General features: G+C 61.2%; 15 protein-coding genes. 6 read left to right on the top strand and 9 right to left on the bottom strand.

Annotation, left to right across the window (positions count from 1 at the left end):
• Positions 1–40 precede the first annotated feature (40 nt).
• Genes ALTERO38_RS01030 through ALTERO38_RS01020 form a run of 3 tightly spaced genes read left to right on the top strand, consistent with a single transcriptional unit; the run spans position 41 to position 3797 of the window.
• Positions 41–2467, top strand: coding sequence for a TonB-dependent receptor (locus ALTERO38_RS01030; RefSeq protein ID WP_159966943.1), 2427 nt, complete (start codon positions 41–43; stop codon positions 2465–2467).
• Positions 2467–3591 (top strand): PepSY domain-containing protein, encoded by a 1125-nt coding sequence (locus ALTERO38_RS01025; protein ID WP_159966942.1) that lies wholly within the window; start codon positions 2467–2469, stop codon positions 3589–3591. Before ALTERO38_RS01030 ends, ALTERO38_RS01025 begins: the two co-directional genes overlap by 1 nt.
• Positions 3588–3797, top strand: a complete 210-nt coding sequence (locus ALTERO38_RS01020) for a hypothetical protein (protein ID WP_159966941.1) — start codon at positions 3588–3590, stop codon at positions 3795–3797. The genes ALTERO38_RS01025 and ALTERO38_RS01020 overlap by 4 nt, the downstream gene beginning before the upstream one ends.
• Positions 3798–3901: 104 nt before the next feature.
• On the opposite strand, the gene ALTERO38_RS01015 is transcribed toward ALTERO38_RS01020, so the two are convergent.
• The 4 genes from ALTERO38_RS01015 to ALTERO38_RS01000 all read right to left on the bottom strand — a co-directional run bounded on the left by ALTERO38_RS01015 (position 3902) and on the right by ALTERO38_RS01000 (position 7726).
• Positions 3902–4423, bottom strand: a complete 522-nt coding sequence (locus ALTERO38_RS01015) for a hypothetical protein (RefSeq protein WP_159966940.1) — start codon at positions 4421–4423, stop codon at positions 3902–3904.
• 97 nt (positions 4424–4520) lie between these two features.
• On the bottom strand, positions 4521–6290 hold the full coding sequence (locus tag ALTERO38_RS01010) for a sodium:solute symporter family protein (protein ID WP_159966939.1): 1770 nt from the start codon (positions 6288–6290) through the stop codon (positions 4521–4523).
• A 5-nt stretch (positions 6291–6295) separates the two neighbouring features.
• Positions 6296–6559 carry a DUF4212 domain-containing protein gene (locus tag ALTERO38_RS01005; protein ID WP_102836722.1) on the bottom strand — a complete coding sequence of 88 codons (264 nt, stop codon included), beginning with the start codon at positions 6557–6559 and terminating at the stop codon, positions 6296–6298.
• Positions 6560–7204: 645 nt separating this feature from the next.
• Positions 7205–7726 carry an ATP-dependent zinc protease gene (locus ALTERO38_RS01000; protein ID WP_102836721.1) on the bottom strand — a complete coding sequence of 174 codons (522 nt, stop codon included), beginning with the start codon at positions 7724–7726 and terminating at the stop codon, positions 7205–7207.
• A gap of 144 nt (positions 7727–7870) precedes the next feature.
• Between ALTERO38_RS01000 and dbpA the strand changes: the two genes are divergently transcribed.
• A complete protein-coding gene (gene dbpA / locus ALTERO38_RS00995) occupies positions 7871–9250 on the top strand; it encodes an ATP-dependent RNA helicase DbpA (protein WP_159966938.1) in 1380 nt (459 codons plus the stop codon).
• 161 nt (positions 9251–9411) lie between these two features.
• Here dbpA and ALTERO38_RS00990 read toward each other — a convergent pair whose 3' ends face one another.
• Positions 9412–10893 (bottom strand): PhoX family phosphatase, encoded by a 1482-nt coding sequence (locus ALTERO38_RS00990; protein ID WP_159966937.1) that lies wholly within the window; start codon positions 10891–10893, stop codon positions 9412–9414.
• A gap of 196 nt (positions 10894–11089) precedes the next feature.
• Between ALTERO38_RS00990 and yccS the strand changes: the two genes are divergently transcribed.
• Positions 11090–13276 carry a YccS family putative transporter gene (gene yccS, locus ALTERO38_RS00985; protein WP_159966936.1) on the top strand — a complete coding sequence of 729 codons (2187 nt, stop codon included), beginning with the start codon at positions 11090–11092 and terminating at the stop codon, positions 13274–13276.
• Here yccS and ALTERO38_RS00980 read toward each other — a convergent pair.
• Positions 13273–14025 (bottom strand): ABC transporter substrate-binding protein, encoded by a 753-nt coding sequence (locus tag ALTERO38_RS00980; RefSeq protein ID WP_159966935.1) that lies wholly within the window; start codon positions 14023–14025, stop codon positions 13273–13275. The two genes, yccS and ALTERO38_RS00980, sit on opposite strands and share 4 nt — an antisense overlap.
• Positions 14026–14190: 165 nt before the next feature.
• Here ALTERO38_RS00980 and ALTERO38_RS00975 point away from each other — a divergent pair, with 165 nt between their 5' ends.
• Positions 14191–15366 carry an NAD(P)/FAD-dependent oxidoreductase gene (locus tag ALTERO38_RS00975; protein ID WP_372239393.1) on the top strand — a complete coding sequence of 392 codons (1176 nt, stop codon included), beginning with the start codon at positions 14191–14193 and terminating at the stop codon, positions 15364–15366.
• 4 nt (positions 15367–15370) lie between these two features.
• Here the strand turns inward: ALTERO38_RS00975 and ALTERO38_RS00970 are convergent, their stop codons facing one another.
• The 3 genes from ALTERO38_RS00970 to ALTERO38_RS00960 form a co-directional block, all read right to left on the bottom strand.
• The gene (locus tag ALTERO38_RS00970) at positions 15371–15559 is read right to left on the bottom strand and encodes a hypothetical protein (protein WP_148925425.1); all 189 of its coding nucleotides are present in this window, start codon (positions 15557–15559) and stop codon (positions 15371–15373) included.
• A 76-nt stretch (positions 15560–15635) separates the two neighbouring features.
• Positions 15636–15941 carry a hypothetical protein gene (locus tag ALTERO38_RS00965; protein WP_148925426.1) on the bottom strand — a complete coding sequence of 102 codons (306 nt, stop codon included), beginning with the start codon at positions 15939–15941 and terminating at the stop codon, positions 15636–15638.
• A 155-nt stretch (positions 15942–16096) separates the two neighbouring features.
• A complete protein-coding gene (locus ALTERO38_RS00960; RefSeq protein WP_159966934.1) occupies positions 16097–18307 on the bottom strand; it encodes a bifunctional diguanylate cyclase/phosphodiesterase in 2211 nt (736 codons plus the stop codon).
• Positions 18308–18364: the final 57 nt, after the last annotated feature.

Here is an 18364-nt window from a genome sequence, read left to right as displayed (position 1 = left end):
GAATAACTGAGACATATTCCTATTCGGGAGTTATTCACAAATGCCATCGTTTTCACTGTTTCGCCCCAGCCTCCTGGCCGTTGCAATTGCCGTCACGCCACTGCCCCTATTGGCCCAGGGGCCCAACGGCGAAGCGGCTGTTGGCGAGGTTCGCGAGTACGCCCTGCCCGCCGGGCCACTGGGCTCGACGCTCAACCGTATCGCTGGCGAAGCGGGACTGGTGCTCAGCATCGATCCGGCGTTGACCCGCGACCGCATGGCCGAGCCGGTACAAGGCCGCTTCGATGGCCAGGGTGCACTGCAGGAAGCGCTGCGAGGAACCGGGCTTGAGCTGCGCCAGAGCGCGTCGGGTAGCTATAGCCTTCATCCTGCTGTGACCGATGCGATGGCTCTGCCGGATGTGACCGTGATGGCAACCGAGGCGGCGGCAAACGGCGGCGAAGAAAGCGGCTACCGCGCCAGTGCCGTGCAGAACGTCGGCGCGCTGGGTGGAATGGCTCTTCAAGATGCGCCCTATTCGGTAACCGTGATTTCCTCGGAGCTGATGGACAACATCCAGGCCACCTCCAGTGACGACATCTTCAAGCTCAGCCCCACCACTCAGTTCACCTCCCCGACCAGCGCCGGCTACGCCAGCGCAGTGGCCATTCGCGGCTTCAGCGGCGTCGGCAACCTGAGCATCGCCAATGACGGCCTGCGCTTCAGCAACAGCTACGATGGCGGCAACTTCATCGAGGAAATGGAACGGCTGGAAATCCTCAGCGGTCTGTCCGGCTTCCTCTATGGTCCGGCCAGCCCCGGCGGACTGGTCAACTACGTGCTCAAGCGCCCCACTGCCGAGCGCTACAACAGCGTGACCTACGGCACCCCCGGCGGCGATAACCAGTACCTGCATGGCGACTTCGGCGGGCCGATCGACAGCGAAGGCCGCTTTGCCTACCGCGTCAACCTGCTCGCCCAGGATGGTGAAACCGCCATCGACGGACAGGTCGAACGTCGTCACATGGCCAGTGTTGCGCTGGATTGGAACGTCAGCGACGACCTGCTCATCCAGTTCGACGCCTCGCACAAGCAGAGCGAGACGCGGGGCCTCACCAGCTACTGGTACTTCGCCGATCAAACATTCCGGCCCGATGCCGACGACTTGGAGAACGACGAGCTCTATAGCCAGCGCTGGGCTTACAACGACAGTCGCCATGACCGCGTCGGCAGCCGCTTCCAGTGGAGCCTGGGCGACGTGTTCAGCCTGCGCGGTGCGCTCGGCTACAGCCAATACACCACCGAATACGCCTATACGGGACCGACCGTGAATTCGGCCGACGTGTACGTTCAGCCGCTCTATGCATTCGCCCCGGTAGAAACCGAAGAGACCTCGGGCAACCTGTTCCTCGATGCGGTTTTCGACACCGCAGGTGTCGGCCACGCGATGACCTTCGGTTACCAGGGAAACATCGCCCGGGTTCGCTACAACACCGATTACATCCCCTTCCCGGGCCCTCAATATGTATCGGTAACACCCGAAGCGCCCTTCAGCGAGCGGCCGCAGGTGGCCAAGCCGGCCTACGACCTCGGCGATGGCGACTACCATCTGGCCAGCCGCAGCCAGGGCGACAGTGTGCTGATCGGTGACGTCATCACCTTCAACGAGCAGTGGTCGACGATCCTTGGCGTGACGCACTCGCGTATCAAGACCTTCAGCGACAACTTCGTCTGGGTCGACGCGTTCGGCAGCGCGCCGGTGATCGAGGACTACAGCGAAACCGAAACCTCGCCCAACGTCTCGCTCGTCTACAAGCCGATCGAGTGGCTTACCACGTATGTAACCTACATCGAAGGCCTGCAGACGGGTGGCGTAGCGCCGAGCGGCACGAACAACTCCGGGCAGGCGCTGGCGCCGATCGTCAGCGAACAGTACGAAATCGGTGCGAAAGCCGAGCTTGGCGGTGCGCTGTTCACCGTTGCGCTGTTCGACATCGAGAAGCCCAACACCTACACCAACGCCGCCAATTTCTTTGTTCAGGATGGCATGCAGCACAACAAGGGTCTGGAGTTCGGCATCACCGGCCACGTTTCCCCAGCGCTGACACTGGTGGGCGGCGTCACCCTGCTCGATCCAGTCGTGGAAGGCGCGGCGAATGCTGCCAACGACGGCAACCGGCCGGTCGACGTGGCGCGGCACTTGGCCAAGCTCTACGGCGAATACGCGATATTCGGCGTACCCGGGTTGACACTCACTGGTGGCGCCTTCTACACGGGCAAGCAGTACACCGACGAGGCCAACGACAACACCATCCCGTCTTTCACCACATTCGACCTGGGCGGTCGCTATCGCATGGCCTTGGGGGATGAGCGTGCCCTGACCCTACGCGCCAACCTGAGCAACCTCACCGACGAGGAATACTGGCTGAGCAGCCATTACCTTGGAGCACCACGCACGCTCAAGCTATCGGCGCAGTTGGAGTTCTAATGCGGGCCGCCACCATCCGCCGCTGGTCCTTCATCCACACCTGGACCAGCCTGATCTGCACGCTGTTTCTGCTGTTGCTGGCGGTCACCGGCTTGCCGTTGATATTCCATCACGAACTGGAGCATCTGCTTGGCGATGCTCCGGAGCTGCGTGAGATGGCGCCCGGTACGCCGCATCTCGATCTGCAACAACTCGTGACCGCCGCCGAACGGCACCGCCAGGATGAGGTCGTGCAGTATTTCGGCTGGGAAGCGGACGAGCCCAACGGCGTCGTGGCGATTACCGCAGCCACCGCGGCGACCGAGCCCAACTCGTCCTATACCTTCATGCTCGATGCACGTACCGGCGAAGCGGTTGAAATGCCGGCGGCCAATGGCGGGCTGATGATGTTTTTCCTGCGCATGCATGTGGACATGTTTGCCGGGCTACCTGGCAAGCTGTTCCTGGCCTCCATGGGCATTCTGTTTATCGTGGCGATCATTTCCGGCGTGGTGCTGTACGCGCCCTTCATGCGGCGGCTGAAGTTCGCTCGGGTGCGTCATGAGCGCTCCAGCCGGACGCGCTGGCTCGATTTGCACAACCTGATCGGTATCGTCACGCTCAGCTGGGCACTGGTGGTGGGCATTACTGGCGTGGTCAGCGCCTGCGCCGATCTGCTGATCGAGGCATGGCGCGCTGAGTCACTGGCGACGATGCTCGCGCCCTACCGTGACGCGCCGCCCCTGACGACCCGCGCCCCGACCAACGATCTGCTGCAGATCGCAGCCCAGGCAGCGCCGGGTATGCAGCCAGACTTCATCGCCTTTCCGGGAACGCGCTTTTCCAGCGAGCATCACTACACGGTATTCATGAATGGCAGCAACCATCTGACTTCGCACCTGCTTACCCCGGTGTTGATCGATGCGCAAACGCTGCAGGCCACTGCCGTCGGCGATCGCCCCTGGTACATGGATGCACTGGGTCTGTCTCAACCCCTGCACTTCGGTGATTACGGCGGTCGACCAATGCAGATTCTGTGGGCCGTGCTCGATGTTCTTACAATCATCGTCCTCGGCAGCGGGCTTTATCTTTGGTGGGTACGCCGCCGTGGCATGCAGGCCTCAGCTCGCGAGGCAGTTGCATGAGCTGGCGCGAATCAAACTTCCTGCTGCCGGGCCTGATTGCGGGGCTCGGCCTCGTCGGGCTTTTCGCTGCGCTGCTGGGGGATGGCTGGTGGGATGTGCTTGCCTGGCTCGGCCTAGGCCTGCCGGCAGCACTTGGAGTATGGCCGCTGCTGCGCAGGAGAATGACAGCACCCGCCCAAGCAGGGCAGCCTCGAAACCAGGACTGACATTCCCCAAGGCTTCAGCCTGCCGCCCGGCCTTCCTGACCAGGCGTCGCTGCGAACTGCGTTGCGCTCCATCAGATCGAAACAACGCTTCGATCGCGACAGGCTTAACGCATGTCGGATACGCAGATGCGCTGATATAACGACGAATCGGCCTCCAGTTCGGTCAAGGTTTCAATCTTGGCCTGACCTGCCTCGTTCAACCTGAACATGGCTTTCTCCGCGCAAATCATCTGATAGCGCTGACTGACCACAGTGGAAGTCAGATGCTGCTTGTCGAAGCGATACAGAACAAAGCGGGCGATACGGCCCTGATTTGTATCCTGAACCTGTGCGTTGGCTTGATCGAGTACCGTGTAGCTCAACGGCATGGGATACATCATGGTCCAAGGGCGCCACAACATTTCCCCCTCATCGCTCGAAACGACCACGCTGCCCTCGGGCAGGCGTGCCTGTTTGGCTTCGAACCAGGTGTATTCGTAGTGGATGGTGTAACTCAGCATTCCCAGACCCGCACATACAGGAATGATCCACATCGGCAACCGCTTACGCGTCAGTGAGCGCAGCAGCAGTCCAATACCTGCCCCCGCCACACCCGCGACGATTGCCGCGATTAGATGCCAGAACATATACAACTCCCCTAAAAAAATCGGGCTTCCATATGGAAGCCCGACTTCTACCTCAACCTTGTGTCAGAGCATGTCTGACGTTCGGCTGCATTATCAGTTAGTGATCAAGCGCAACGCCAGCACCCTTCGGGGTACGAACGCTCTCGACCAGGTCCTGAATCTCCTGCGGCGGAGCCTCGGTAGCCATCGACACGGCGTAGGCTACAGCGAAGTTCAGCATCGCACCTACGGCACCGAAGGCCTGCGGGGAGATGCCCATCCACCACTGATCAGGCGTGTTCGGGATGCTTGCAGTGCCAGGGATGAAGAACCAGCCCAGGTACAGGAAGATGTACACGGCGGTGGAAATCACACCAACCAGCATCCCTGCGACAGCGCCTTTGCTGTTCACACGCTTGGAGAAGATACCCATCATCAGCGCTGGGAACAGGCTCGAGGCTGCAAGACCGAACGCCAGAGCCACCACCTGAGCCGCAAAGCCCGGAGGATTGAGGCCCAACCAGGTCGCCAGCAGAATCGCTGCCGTCATGGCTAGCCGCGCGGCCAGCATTTCGTTCTTCTCGCTGATTTTCGGATTGATCAGTGTCTTGATCAGGTCATGACTGATGGCAGAGGAGATCGCCAGCAGCAGACCCGCAGCAGTCGAGAGCGCAGCAGCGATAGCACCCGCAGCGATCAGACCGATGACCCAGCTCGGCAGGTTGGCGATTTCCGGGTTGGCCAGAACAATGATGTCGTTGTTCACGGTCAGCTCGTTGCCATTCCAGCCACGCTCAGTAGCGGTCGGAGCGAAGGTAGCGTTGGTGTCGTTGTACATCTGCACACGACCGTCGGCGTTCTTGTCTTCCCACTTGATCAGACCAGTCGTTTCCCAGGTCTGGATCCACTCTGGACGATCTTCGTAACGGATCGCTTCAGCCTGCGGGCCTTCCGGATAGATGGTCTGAACCAGGTTCAGGCGTGCCATGGAGGCAACGGCCGGTGCTGTGAGGTACAACAGAGCGATGAAGATCAGTGTCCAGCCAGCGGACCAACGAGCGTCAGCCACCTTCGGTACGGTGAAGAAGCGAATGATGACGTGCGGCAGACCGGCGGTACCGATCATCAGCGACATGGTGAACAGGAACATGTTCAGCTTGTTGTCGACGTCCGCGGTGTAAGCGGCGAAGCCAAGGTCGGTGACAACCTGGTTCAGTTTGTCGAGCAGCGGCATACCGGATTCGGTGTGAGTGCTGAACATGCCGAACATCGGGATCGGGTTGCCAGTCAGCTGCATCGCAATGAACACGGCCGGAATGGTGTAGGCAATGATCAGAACCACGTACTGCGCCACCTGGGTGTAGGTGATGCCCTTCATGCCGCCAAATACCGCATAGGCGAACACGATCACGGCTGCGATCCAGATACCGGTGGAATTGCTCACTTCAAGGAAGCGAGAGAACGCCACGCCCGCACCTGCCATCTGGCCGATTACATAGGTCACGGAGATCAGGATCAGGCAGACCACCGCTACCAGGCGCGCGCCACGGCTGTAGAAACGGTCGCCGATGAAATCCGGAACCGTGAACTTGCCGAACTTGCGTAGGTAAGGCGCCAGCAGCATCGCCAGCAGCACGTAGCCACCGGTCCAGCCCATCAGGTAAGCCGAGGTGGCATAACCGCCGGAGGCGATCAGACCAGCCATGGAAATGAAGGAAGCTGCAGACATCCAGTCTGCCGCCGTTGCCATGCCGTTGGTTACGGGGTGAACACCACCACCGGCGACATAGAACTCTTTAGTTGACCCTGCGCGAGCCCAGACCGCGATTCCTATATAGAGCAGGAACGAGGCGCCCACGAACATCATGTTGATCCAATATTGGCTCATTGTGGTTACTCCTCAACCCCGAATTCCTTGTCCAGTTTGTTCAGCCGCCACGCGTAGTGGAAGATGATCAAAATGAACGTGATGATGGAACCCTGTTGAGCGAACCAGAACCCCAGGTCAGTACCCCCAACCGGGATACCGGCGAGTAAAGGGCGCAATAGGATGGCGAAACCATATGAGACAAGAGCCCAGACCACCAGGCTCCAAGTTATCAGGCGAACATTCGCCTTCCAGTACGCAGCAGCATTTGTTTTGTCGCTGTCGGCCATGACGTTCTCCGTCTTATTTTTATTACGGGTGAAGGGAACCACATCGTGAATTTAGCAAGGATGTGTCGTGGAATGATAGCCCCGACTTTAGTCTGACGCGCTCTAGAACGAGCGATTAAACGAGACCTCGACCGTTGCCAGGCTTGCGATTATCGAGATTGCTGGCCGCAAGCCAGCGCACCGGCAGCGCGTAGGAGGCACGCTGCCCTTAAGCGCAGGAGGCGCGCTTCTGACTGCACCCTCAAACGAAATGACGATCAAACATTCAAGGCACTTGCTGCTTTGAGGGCGAGCCTTCAAGCTGACTCATCAGTCACGAAGCTGAACAGAATTGACTTACATGGGTTTTATCAATCGCCAACCGCCACTTATTAGCTTGATATAAGTAGCTCCCACATATAATCAAACAACGATAATTAACCTTTCTTCCGGCTAATAATTAAGACTATGGCAGCTAACCTAAATACCTTAATTAGCACCGCAAGATTATATTTGCGTTACACAACGCGAGATCCAGTTTGCCTCGGAGTTTCAATACGCACCGACAGAGCGAATGCGCTCCCGCAAACCACAAAGGGAACCGATGTGTGTGCTGGGCGCGGACAGCGGTTAGCGTTCGCGCCCGTTCGGATCGCACTAGGCGAACTAGCAGGTGGGACGGCCTGCCGTGTACTTCTGAGCAGGATCGATAGCAGCCTCAAGATCCCGGATTGCCGTAGCCCCAATCAACAGCGGATAGCGGAAGTGGCTACGGTCGGTCAGGTTCACCTCGGTTTCGCGCATCTGGTCGCCGATGCACAACTGCATCTCCACCACTGGCCGCTCGGCGACATCCGGCCCACGCTCCGCATCCGTATCGTCGTCGGGGTCGACGGCCTCTTCTTTGCGGGTCTTGATCTCGGCGATGCGCGCCAGGCGGTGCTCATAGAGCGTGTCGTCAGCGCCTTCGACAGCCAGGCGGAATCTCACCCAGTCTTCCCCGTCTCGCTCGAAACGCTCGATATCGCGCGCCGACAGCGAGGCGGTCATCGCGCCAGTGTCCATCTTGGCTTTGAGGGTCTTGCCGAGGTCTTCGATCTTGATCTGCTCATAGCGGCCGAACAAGGTTGGCTCGGCGGCCACGGCGGGAAGGGTTAACGCGCTCAACAGCAACAACAAACGGGACAAAGCGGCCTCCTGAATCAGTATTGACCTCAGTGGGACCGACCGTCGCAGCGATCCGTTCCGCCCTATGCAGCGGGCCACGGGCGTAACGCGTGAAAGTCAGCCGCCTGCTAGACTGCGCCTCACTTTTTCCAGCAGATCACTACCGTGCCCAGTTCAGCCTTCGCCACCCTGCCCCTCAGCCCTGCAACGCTGGCCAACCTCGACGCGCTCGGCTATGCCGAAATGACGCCAATCCAGGCGCAAAGCCTGCCGGTCATGCTCAAGGGTATGGACCTCATCGCGCAGGCCAAGACCGGCAGCGGCAAGACTGCCGCCTTCGGCATTGCACTGCTGGAGCCAATCAATCCGCGCTATTTCGGCTGTCAGGCGCTGGTACTTTGCCCGACCCGTGAACTGGCCGATCAGGTGGCCAAAGAACTACGCCGGCTGGCGCGCTCTGCTGACAACATCAAGATCCTCACGCTTTGCGGCGGCGTATCCATAGGCCCGCAGATCGGCTCGCTGGAACATGGCGCGCATGTGATCGTTGGCACGCCTGGGCGCGTTCAGGAGCATTTGAAAAAAGGCTCACTGAAACTCGACGGCCTGAACAAGCTGATCCTCGACGAAGCCGACCGCATGCTCGACATGGGCTTCTACGACGCGATTGCCGAGATCATCGGGCAGACCCCGAGCAAGCGGCAGACCCTGCTGTTCTCCGCGACCTACCCCAGCGGCATCAAGCAACTCGCGTCGACCTTCATGCGCGACCCGCAGCAGGTAAAGGTCGAAGCCCTGCATGACGACACCCAGATCGAGCAGCGCTTCTACGAGATCGACCCCGAAGAGCGCATGCAGGCCGTGATTCATGTCCTGGCCAGCTTCCGTCCGGAAACCTGCGTGGCCTTCTGCTTTACCAAGCAGCAGTGCCAGGAGCTGGTCGACGCCCTCACCGCGAAAGGCATCTCTGCCATGGCGCTCAATGGCGACCTGGAACAGCGCGACCGTGATCAGGTACTGGCCATGTTCAGCAACCGCAGCCTGTCCGTGCTGGTCGCGACCGATGTCGCGGCCCGCGGGCTGGATATCGACGCTCTGGACATGGTGATCAACGTCGAGCTGGCGCGCGATTCCGAAATCCACATTCATCGGGTTGGACGCACCGGTCGTGCCGGCAAGAAAGGCATTGCCATCAGCCTTGTCGCACCCGCCGAAGGCCACCGCGCCCAGGCCATCGAGGATCGGCAGAAGGCACCGCTCAACTGGCAGCCGCTGAGCGAGCTAAAAGCGCAGCCGGGCGGCCCGCTGCAGCCGCCGATGGTAACGTTGTGCATCGGCGCTGGGCGCAAGGACAAGCTGCGACCGGGCGACATCCTTGGCGCGCTGACGGGCGATGCGGGTATTCCCGGCAAGCAGGTGGGCAAGATTGCGATCTTCGACTTCCAGGCGTTCGTTGCCGTCGAGCGCGACGTGGCCAAGCAGGCCTTGAATCGCCTCAACTCCGGCAAGATCAAAGGCCGGTCGCTGAAAGTCCGCACGCTCTAGTCGAACGGGAAGAACCGAGCCTGTCGCATCCCCGCGTACGGGCTCGTGACGAAACGGATTGCCCGTCTCGAAGAAGCAGCGCTAGCTCACTCGACCGATAAAACGAACGGCGCTGCTGGCGAGCCGAGAAGTCCTTTCGCTCGACTCGCCGATGGCGCGGGTTACAGCGAACCGCGAGCCCAAGGACCCCAGATGGCAAAGGTGATGCCGGGGGTCTGGATGTTGACGAACAGGAAGTGCCCGGTCGGATCGAAGCAGGCGCCGCAGAACTCACGGTTGCGGTAGTCGCCGCCCGAAACGTTCTTCCCGGCCACAGCGGCCTGGACGTCATCGAACACCACGTTGTTCTTGGCGAAGATATACGCCTCACCGGCCGTGGTCAGGCCCAACAGGCGCTCACCGAAGCCGTAGGTATCCTGCACACCGCCACCGTCTTCGCAGAGCAGCACACCGCCTCGTGGGCTGACGGTGATGTTGTCCGGGTTGTTGGCGATTTCGGCGTCGGTAGAGGCGAAGATGCAGGTCAAGCGGTCGCTGGACAGGTCGTGCATCCACACTGCCCCGTTGCCGTAACCGGCACGCCCCTGGCTGTCGGTTCCGGCGCTGGTGTCGACAATGTAGAGTTTGCCTTCGCTGTACCAGATGCCTTCGCCACGGCTCATGCTGAGGCCACCGGCACGACGCGCCTGCGCGAAGGGCCCACTGCCTTCAGGCTGCGGCGCCAGGTTCGGGTTCGACACCTCGACCCACTCCAACTGATAGCTGTCGCCTTGTTTTGGCGCCAGCAAGTCGGCCAACGCAAGGTTGCGAACCCGCGCCGCCTGTAGGATGCCGCCCACGGCCAGCGAACCTGGCTGCTGGCTCGCGTCGGTAGGAATATAACGGTAGTAACCGGCTTGGTTGCGGGCGTCTTCCGTCAGGTAGACGTAGCTGTTGCTCGGATCTACGGCGACCGCTTCGTGGCGGAAGCGGCCCATCTGAACGATGGGCTGGCCGGTCGTCAAAGCTGGATCGGCTGTCACTTCGAACACATAGCCATGGGTACGACCACCTACGGCGCTGTAGTCTTCCGTGGTTTCCTCACAGGACAACCAGGTTCCCCAAGGCGTGACACCGCCGGCACAGTTGGTACGGGTTCCACCGAGGCTCGGCAGGGTGCGTACCGGCTGCATGATGTCGCGGGAGACGTAGAGGTTGGTGGTACCGCCGGCCGGACGCTGGCCGTTGGAAAGGGTCACGTCATCGTAGATGCCGGTGGCGTCGATCAGCGGACCGGTGCTGGCTTCATGGTTACGCACCAGCACGATTTCCGGGCCATGTTGGCCGCGACGCACCTCAATGACGCCCATGCCGTCATGCGACGTGGGTACAGGCTGGCCGTTTTCCATCAGGTCGCCGGTCCAGGAAAAGCTCTTGTACTGGAAGCCGTCGGGTAGCTGTAGCAATTCCAGGCCTGTGCTCAGGTCCTTGGTCGGACGCAACGGACCGTAGCTGCTGCGAACCAGGCCGGCACCGCGACCCTGTGCATTTCGCGCTGCGAAGGCTTCCAGAGTGCCGAGGAAAGGTGTGCTGGCAACAACGGCGGCGGTGATAGCGCCACCTTTGAGCAGGCTGCGGCGGCTGGCATCGTGTTCACGGTTCATGCGGTGTCCTCTTTATAGGAATGGGAGGGAGCGGCATGAATGAAGCCAGACGAATACGGCTAAACGATGACCGTGCGGTTTCGTTCCGGTGATGCGAGACGGATGGACGGTATAAGCTTTGCTTCGCTTGCCGTGACGTCCCCTCACGGCCGGCGTCCAACCTTCTTCTTATCGCCGACAGGTCCGACTCGTTCATATGCGCTCACCCTCGCTCAACCATTCCTTGCGCCAGCTCTGGGCGCTGGACAAGTTCGGCTACAGCCTTCGCGTGCTGATCGCGCTGGCCGGCAGCATGGGTTTGAGCTGGTACCTGGCACAGCCCGCGATGGCGATTCCACTGTTTCTCGGCGTCATTGCCAGCGCCCTCGCGGAGACCGACGACAGCTGGCTGGGGCGCCTATCAGCACTCCTGGTCACACTGCTGTGCTTCAGCATCGCCGCGGTATCGGTGCAGCTGCTGTTCCCCTTCCCTCTGCTCTTCGCGCTTGGCATGGCGGCCGCGGCGTTCAGCCTGGTCATGCTCGGAGCTTTGGGCGAGCGCTACGCGACCATCGCCCAGGCTACGTTGATTCTTTCGATCTACAGCATGATTGCGGCCGACCAGCGAGGTGGCGAAGCGCTGCACCCCTGGCGCGACCCGCTGCTGCTGTTGGCTGGCGCCACCTGGTACGGCTTGCTCTCGGTCCTCTGGAATGCGCTGTTCGCGCACCAACCCGTTCAGCAAAGTCTGGCCCGCCTGTACCGCGAGCTGGGGCAGTACTACAAACTCAAGGCCTCCCTCTTCGAGCCGGTGCGCCAGCTGGATGTGGAAGAACGTCGCCTGCAACTGGCGCAGCAGAATGGCCGCGTGGTGAGCGCCCTGAACGCCACCAAGGAAACCCTTTTGCATCGCCTGGGCAATGGGCGGCCGGGAGTGAAAATCAGCCACTACCTCAAACTCTATTTCCTCGCACAGGACTTGCACGAGCGCGTCGGTTCCTCGCACTACCCTTACCAGGAGCTGGCCGAGGCGTTCTTTCATTGCGACGTGCTGTTTCGTTGCGGCAGGCTGCTGCGCTTGCAAGGCGTTGCCTGCGTGGACCTCGCTAATGCCGTTCAGCTGCGCCAGCCGTTTCGCTACAGCGAAGCCAATGCACAGGCGCTGGCGGATCTGGAGTCATCGCTCGAACATCTGCGGATGCAGAGCAATCCGGCATGGCGCGGACTGTTGCGCTCGTTGCGTGCCTTGTCCGGCAATCTGGCGACCATGCAGCGCCAGCTATCCACGGCGACCAACCCTGATGCACTGGAAGGCGAGCAGGACAGCAGCCTGCTGGATCGACAGCCGCAATCGCTGCGCGATGCGTTCAACCGTATCCGCCTGCAGCTGACGCCCACCTCATTGCTGTTCCGCCATGCTCTGCGCATGAGCCTGGCGCTGCTCTGCGGCTATGCCGTGCTTCACACCATCCATCCCGAACAGGGCTATTGGGTGCTTCTGACCACCGTGTTCGTCTGCCAGCCCAACTACGGCGCAACGCGCATCAAGCTGGTCCAGCGCGTGACTGGAACGGCGCTCGGCTTGGCCGTGGGCTGGGCGCTGTTCGACCTGTTTCCCAGCCAGCAGGTACAGGCGCTGTTCGCCGTGATCGCAGGCGTGGTGTTCTTCGCTACCCGCAGCAGCCGCTACACCCTGGCGACCGCCGCAATCACACTGCTGGTGCTGTTCTGCTTCAATCAGGTCGGTGACGGTTACGGGCTGTTCTGGCCGCGCTTGGTCGATACCCTGTTGGGCAGCCTGATTGCGGCAGCCGCCGTATTCTTTGTGTTGCCGGACTGGCAGGGCCGGCGTCTCAATCAGGTAGTTGCCAATACGCTCGCACGCAGTGCCGATTATCTGCGGCAGATCATGGCGCAATACGAAAGCGGCAAACGCGATGATCTGGCCTATCGACTGGCGCGCCGCAATGCGCACAACGCGGACGCAGCCCTCTCGACTACCTTGTCGAACATGCTTCTGGAGCCTGGACATTTCCGCAAGGACGCCGAAACCGGCTTTCGCTTCCTGATCCTCTCGCACACGCTGCTCAATTACCTGTCAGGCTTGGGCGCACACCGCGAAAGCCTGCCGGCCGATGCCCGGGATGACATACTGGAAAGTGCGGTCCAGCAACTGGCGCGCAGCCTCGACGAATTGGCCGACGGGCTGCAACACGATCAGCCGGTTGCCGTTTACAGCGAAGCCGAGGAAGCGCTGGCGCAGCAGCTGGAGCAAACCTCGGAAGACATCGACGATAGCCATCGTCTGCTGCAGACCCAGCTGGGGCTGATCTGCCGACAGCTGGCACCACTACGCAGCATGGCAGCGCACCTGATCAAACAACAACCGCAGGCCCAGCGCTAAGGCAACGCCAAGGGTGCGGGCAAGCCATGACGATGGAAGATCGCCGCGTAGCTGCCGTCTTCCACCATCGCGGCGATCTCCCGGTTGAACGCCGCGATGATTGTTGCCTGCAGGGGGTGATCGCTGCGCACGACAAGCGACAGGTCGAGCAGGTTGAACTCACCCGGCAGGAACGAGAGCTCATCGCTTACGTCCTCAAGTTCGCGACTGAAGTGGAACAGCGCGGTGCGCTCATCTTCCAGCGTCAGGTCGGCTCGGCCGGCGAGCAACATACGCGCCGCTTGCACGAAATCAGTCGCGTATCCCCTGATCAGTCGCGCATCGGTTTGCAGGCCGCTGCCATAGAAATAACCGCGGCTCAACACGATGCGCAAACCTATCAGACTGTCTATGCCGTCATAGCGAATGTGGCTATCGCGTCGTTGGACCCAGCGCATGCGGTTGGTCAAAAACGGCCTTGAGCTGCGGGAGTAGCCGGCACGGTCCACGGCCGGCCAGCCGTTTATCATGTCGTATCGGCCATTCTTCAGGCCCAGCAGCGCGCGCTCCCAGGGCACCTCCCGGTATTCGACGCGGTAGCCGGCGCGGCCCAGTGCCGTGCGGATCAGATCGACCGACAGTCCCTGCTCCGGCAAGCCTCGGTCCGTATAAGGCGGCCAGACATTACCGGCTAGGCGCAGCACTTCGGCCGAGAGCTGAGTGCTTGTTAGCAGCAAGACCAACCACAGAAAACGTCTGAGCCTCGTCACACACCCCTCACGACATTACTAGCGACACGCCATCATCCTCTTAGCAAAGCACAAAGCGAGCCGAACGCATGGGTTGTTTTGTCGGCTGCCAACAACCCCGGCTGCAGAGGTGCGGCGGCAGGAGTACCATCTCGCGTTTTCTGCTTGAGGTGCATGGTGGTGCAAATGGACGTGGTGGTGATCGGCGCGGGTGCTGCCGGGCTGATGTGCGCATTCTCCGCAGCCGCGCGGGGCCGTCAGGTGCTTCTGCTGGATCACGCCAACAAAGCCGGCAAGAAGATCCTCATGTCCGGCGGTGGCCGTTGCAACTTCACAAACCTCTACACCGAGCCGGCCAACTTCCTCTCCGGCAATCCGCATTTCTGTAAGTCAGCCCTTGCCCGCTATACCCAGTGGGACTTCATCGAGATGGTCAGCCGTCACGGCGTGCCCTACCACGAGAAAAAGCTGGGCCAGTTGTTCTGCGATAACAAGGCAAGCGACATCCTCGGCATGCTGCTTGACGAGTGTGAGCAGGCCGGCGTCGACCTGCGGCTCAATACGGCCGTACAACAGATCGACAAAGCAGAGGCTGGTTACCAACTGCAGACCGATGCAGGCCCGGTCGCCTGTCAGTCGCTGGTGATCGCCACAGGCGGCTTGTCGATTCCGACTCTCGGCGCGAGCGGATTCGGTTATCAAGTGGCGCGGCAGTTCGGCCACACCGTGCTGCCGACCCGCGCAGGGCTGGTGCCCTTCACCATCACCGAGCCACAACTTAAGTCGATGTGCGAAGCGCTGTCGGGGACTTCAGTCGAGGATTGCTTGGTCAGCTGCAACGGCCAGAGCTTCCGTGAAAACATCCTGTTCACCCATCGCGGGCTGTCCGGTCCGGCGATTCTACAGGTCTCCTCCTACTGGGAGCCGGGCGATGCCATCGAGATCAATCTGTTGCCGCATCTGAACCTGAGCGAGTGGTTGGACGAGCAACGCCGCGAGCGCCCCAATACCGAACTGAAGACCCTGCTCGGCGAATTGTTCACGCGCAAAATGGCCGGGCTCTTGGCGGAACACTGGCTCACCTCTAAACCCCTGAAGCAGTATTCAGCCAACGAACTGACCGAAATCGCCGAGCGACTGGCCTGCTGGCGGCTGGTGCCGGCGGGCACCGAAGGCTATCGCACCGCCGAGGTGACCCTCGGCGGGGTGGACACCCGGGAAGTCTCATCCAAGACGATGGAATCACAGAAATCGCCGGGGCTGTATTTCGTCGGCGAGGTACTGGACGTCACCGGCCACCTCGGCGGCTTCAACTTCCAGTGGGCCTGGGCCTCGGGTTACGCCGCGGCGCAGTACGTCTGACCCACTACTGATTGGTCATATTGGAAGGCGGTGAGATTTCACGCGGGCCGGCCGGGTCAGTCGCCGTGTTCTGGTACTCCTGCTGGTTCCGTTCGACATTGCGCAGCGCCGACGGCTCGTCGTCCGGGGAGCAGCCAGCCAGTGTCAATGCGAGCGGAAGTGCCGCAGTCATGGCAATCAGTCTGGATTTCATATCAGTTCTCCTGCCGTGCAGTGCGCCAACCTCATGTTGGGCGGCTTCAGCACATGCAATCAGATAATTCGGAATTTTACTGAGCAGCGCCTGAGGCGCCGGGTGTGGTGTGAGGCGCGGTTCCCGCCCCAGACGCGGTGCCCAGACCGCTGCCGTTGTCCGCTGGCGCTGTGTCCATGCTGCCCTCTGCACCGGTCGCCAACGGCGCACCGGCTTCAGGACCGGCACCCGCTCCATCGTTGGACGGTGGCGCCCCGGTGAACGGCGGTTCAGGCTTTTCGATCGCAGGTTCGGGCGTCACTACCTCCCGTTCAGCGTCATCCTGCCCGCAGCCTACAAGGACCAGGCCAAGCACAGGGGCAAACAGATAGGCTAATCGCATCAATACCTCCAAGCGTCGAGCCCGCGAATAGCCTGCGGGCATGAGTCAATCCCTAAGAAAATTGACCCTGCAGACAGCCTGGAGTGCCCCGCCCGAGTGCCCAGGCCGCCCGACGGTTGCGAATGACTGCCCTCAGCCCTCAATAGGCAAACCGGCTAGGCCGACGCGGCCAGCTGCCAAAGGCCGTCGACACAGTGGTCATTACGGAAGCTCCGGCGCAGGTCGATGGCTGACAAAGGTCGACTGAATAGATAGCCCTGAGCGTACTCGCAGTGTTCGGCCTCGAGAAATGCCAACTGTTTCGGCTCTTCGACGCCCTCGGCAACCACCGTCAGATCCAGGCTCTGGCCCAGCCCGATGATGGCCCGGCTGATCACGGCGGAATCCGCATCTTCTCCCACCCCTGCAATGAAACTGCGGTCGACCTTGAGAATGTGCAGAGGAAACTGCTTCAGATAGCCGAGCGAGCAGTAGCCGGTGCCGAAATCATCCAGCGCCAGACGTACACCGAGGTTGGCGATCTCCTGCAGGGTCGCCAGTACTGCATCACTGTGCTGCATCAACAGGGTCTCGGTGATCTCCAGTACCAGGCTCGAAGCGGGCAGCTGCGTCTCGCCAAGTATCGCGATCAGACGGTGGATGAAGTCCGCCTGCTGCAGCTGCCTGATCGACAGATTCACCGAGCAGTAGAGCTGCGCCTGACCGGCCTGCTGCCAGCGACGGACTTGCGCGCAGGCCTCGTGCAACACCCACTCGCCGACCCGGACGATCTCGCGGGACTCCTCGAGGATCGGGATGAACTCCTGGGGGCCGACCGAGCGACCGTCATGCTGCCAGCGCAACAGTGCCTCGACCCCGGCCAGATGGGGCTGACCATCAACCAGGCGACATATCGGTTGGTAACAGAGCGTGAACTCGTTGCGCTCTAGCGCCTGCGCCAAATTGCTCTGCAGCTCCAGCTGACGCTGGGCCGTGCTTTGCAGCCCCTCGCAGTACAAGGCGAACTGGTTCTTGCCAGCGTCCTTGGCGCGGTACAGCGCCAGATCGGCGGCTTGCAATGCATCCAGCGGTTTGCCATCACGCTGCAGCGGAGCGATACCAATGCTGGCCGTGAGTGTCAGTGTCCGCTCAGCCAGTTGCAACGGCGCACGCAGTGCATTGAGCATGCGCTGCGCCACCCGCTCGGCGTCGCTGGCACAGGCAAGGTCGCCGAGCAAGGCCACGAACTCGTCGCCGCCGAAACGGGCGAGATGATCACCAGGACGCAGGCAGCCGGAGAGACGCCGGGCAACTTCCACCAGGACCTGATCGCCGACACGGTGACCAAGGCTGTCGTTGATCAGTTTGAAGCGATCAACGTCGACGAACAGCAGCGCTGATTCACGCACCCCACTGCGCTGCTGCGCGGCGCTGAGAAGCTCATCCATGTGCAGACGATTCGCCAGCCCGGTCAGCGGGTCGTGACGGGCCGCGTGATGAAGGCAGCTTTCAGCGATCTTGCGCGCACTGATATTGGTCTGCGAACCGGCCATGCGCCGCCCGCTGCGTTCGCAATGCTCGACCACGCCGCGCACCTGCACCCAGATGTACTCGCCGTAGTGAGTTTGAATGCGGTACTCGTGGTTCAGCGCTGCGGTACGGCCACCCAGGTGGGTGGAAATGGCTTCGCGCAGGCCCGCCAGGTCATCCGGATGGACCCGTTTGAACCAGCTGTCACTGGTGTATCCGGGCTCGGCGGAAAGGCCCAGCATGGCCATCCAGCGTTCGGAGAGATAGAGCTGATCTGCATCGATGTGCCAGTCCCAGATGCCATCCTCTGTGCCTCTCAAGGCACGGGCAAGGCGTGCTTCGCTGTCCTCCAGCGCCTGCCGCTGCGCCACCGTGTAGGTGTCGATGGCGAGGATCATGTCAAAGAACACTGCCTTGAGCAGGCTGTTGAACACCGCGTAACCCGGAGCATCTCCCAGTAGCTCGGCCAGCATGTCACCGAGATACAGTCGGTAGGCACCCAGATACCACTCCAGATCGACACCCACGCGCTGATGCACCAGCCCGACCAACAAACGATCCTTCACATAGTCGCGGTCGTACGGGCCGTTCCATAACCGTTCGTAGTAGCTTTGCTGACTGTGCTTGAGCCGCACCAGCCGCTGGGGATCGGCCAACATGGCGGTCGGTGTATCGAACGCAGCCATGTGGGTATAAAGGCGCTCGATGAACCGGGCTTGCGCATCGTCCAGGTCGGCAGCTGCACTGTTCAGCCTCGCGCCATCGCTGGGCTGCCACTCCAGAAAGCGCATGCGCGTACGGATCGCCTCAGGTCCAAGACCGATCCGCTGCAGCAATTCCTTCAGCTCGTCTTCCATCCGCCACCTACTCTGGAGCCACAAAGCGCAGCTCCTTTCACTTGAGCAACTACATGC

This window comes from Pseudomonas sp. 9Ag (assembly GCF_902506445.1).
Lineage (GTDB): Bacteria > Pseudomonadota > Gammaproteobacteria > Pseudomonadales > Pseudomonadaceae > Stutzerimonas > Stutzerimonas stutzeri_AB.
This window is presented reverse-complemented; position numbering and strand designations above follow the sequence as displayed.

What these genes read in the sequence shown, in the direction of transcription:
- ALTERO38_RS01030 (WP_159966943.1), top strand. Translation starts at nt 41, where the DNA reads ATGCCATCGTTTTCACTGTTTCGCCCCAGCCTCCTGGCCGTTGCAATT.
- ALTERO38_RS01025 (WP_159966942.1), top strand. Translation starts at nt 2,467, where the DNA reads ATGCGGGCCGCCACCATCCGCCGCTGGTCCTTCATCCACACCTGGACC.
- ALTERO38_RS01020 (WP_159966941.1), top strand. Translation starts at nt 3,588, where the DNA reads ATGAGCTGGCGCGAATCAAACTTCCTGCTGCCGGGCCTGATTGCGGGG.
- ALTERO38_RS01015 (WP_159966940.1), bottom strand. Translation starts at nt 4,423, where the DNA reads ATGTTCTGGCATCTAATCGCGGCAATCGTCGCGGGTGTGGCGGGGGCA.
- ALTERO38_RS01010 (WP_159966939.1), bottom strand. Translation starts at nt 6,290, where the DNA reads ATGAGCCAATATTGGATCAACATGATGTTCGTGGGCGCCTCGTTCCTG.
- ALTERO38_RS01005 (WP_102836722.1), bottom strand. Translation starts at nt 6,559, where the DNA reads ATGGCCGACAGCGACAAAACAAATGCTGCTGCGTACTGGAAGGCGAAT.
- ALTERO38_RS00990 (WP_159966937.1), bottom strand. Translation starts at nt 10,893, where the DNA reads ATGAACCGTGAACACGATGCCAGCCGCCGCAGCCTGCTCAAAGGTGGC.
- yccS (WP_159966936.1), top strand. Translation starts at nt 11,090, where the DNA reads ATGCGCTCACCCTCGCTCAACCATTCCTTGCGCCAGCTCTGGGCGCTG.
- ALTERO38_RS00975 (WP_372239393.1), top strand. Translation starts at nt 14,191, where the DNA reads ATGGACGTGGTGGTGATCGGCGCGGGTGCTGCCGGGCTGATGTGCGCA.
- ALTERO38_RS00970 (WP_148925425.1), bottom strand. Translation starts at nt 15,559, where the DNA reads ATGAAATCCAGACTGATTGCCATGACTGCGGCACTTCCGCTCGCATTG.
- ALTERO38_RS00965 (WP_148925426.1), bottom strand. Translation starts at nt 15,941, where the DNA reads ATGCGATTAGCCTATCTGTTTGCCCCTGTGCTTGGCCTGGTCCTTGTA.
- ALTERO38_RS00960 (WP_159966934.1), bottom strand. Translation starts at nt 18,307, where the DNA reads ATGGAAGACGAGCTGAAGGAATTGCTGCAGCGGATCGGTCTTGGACCT.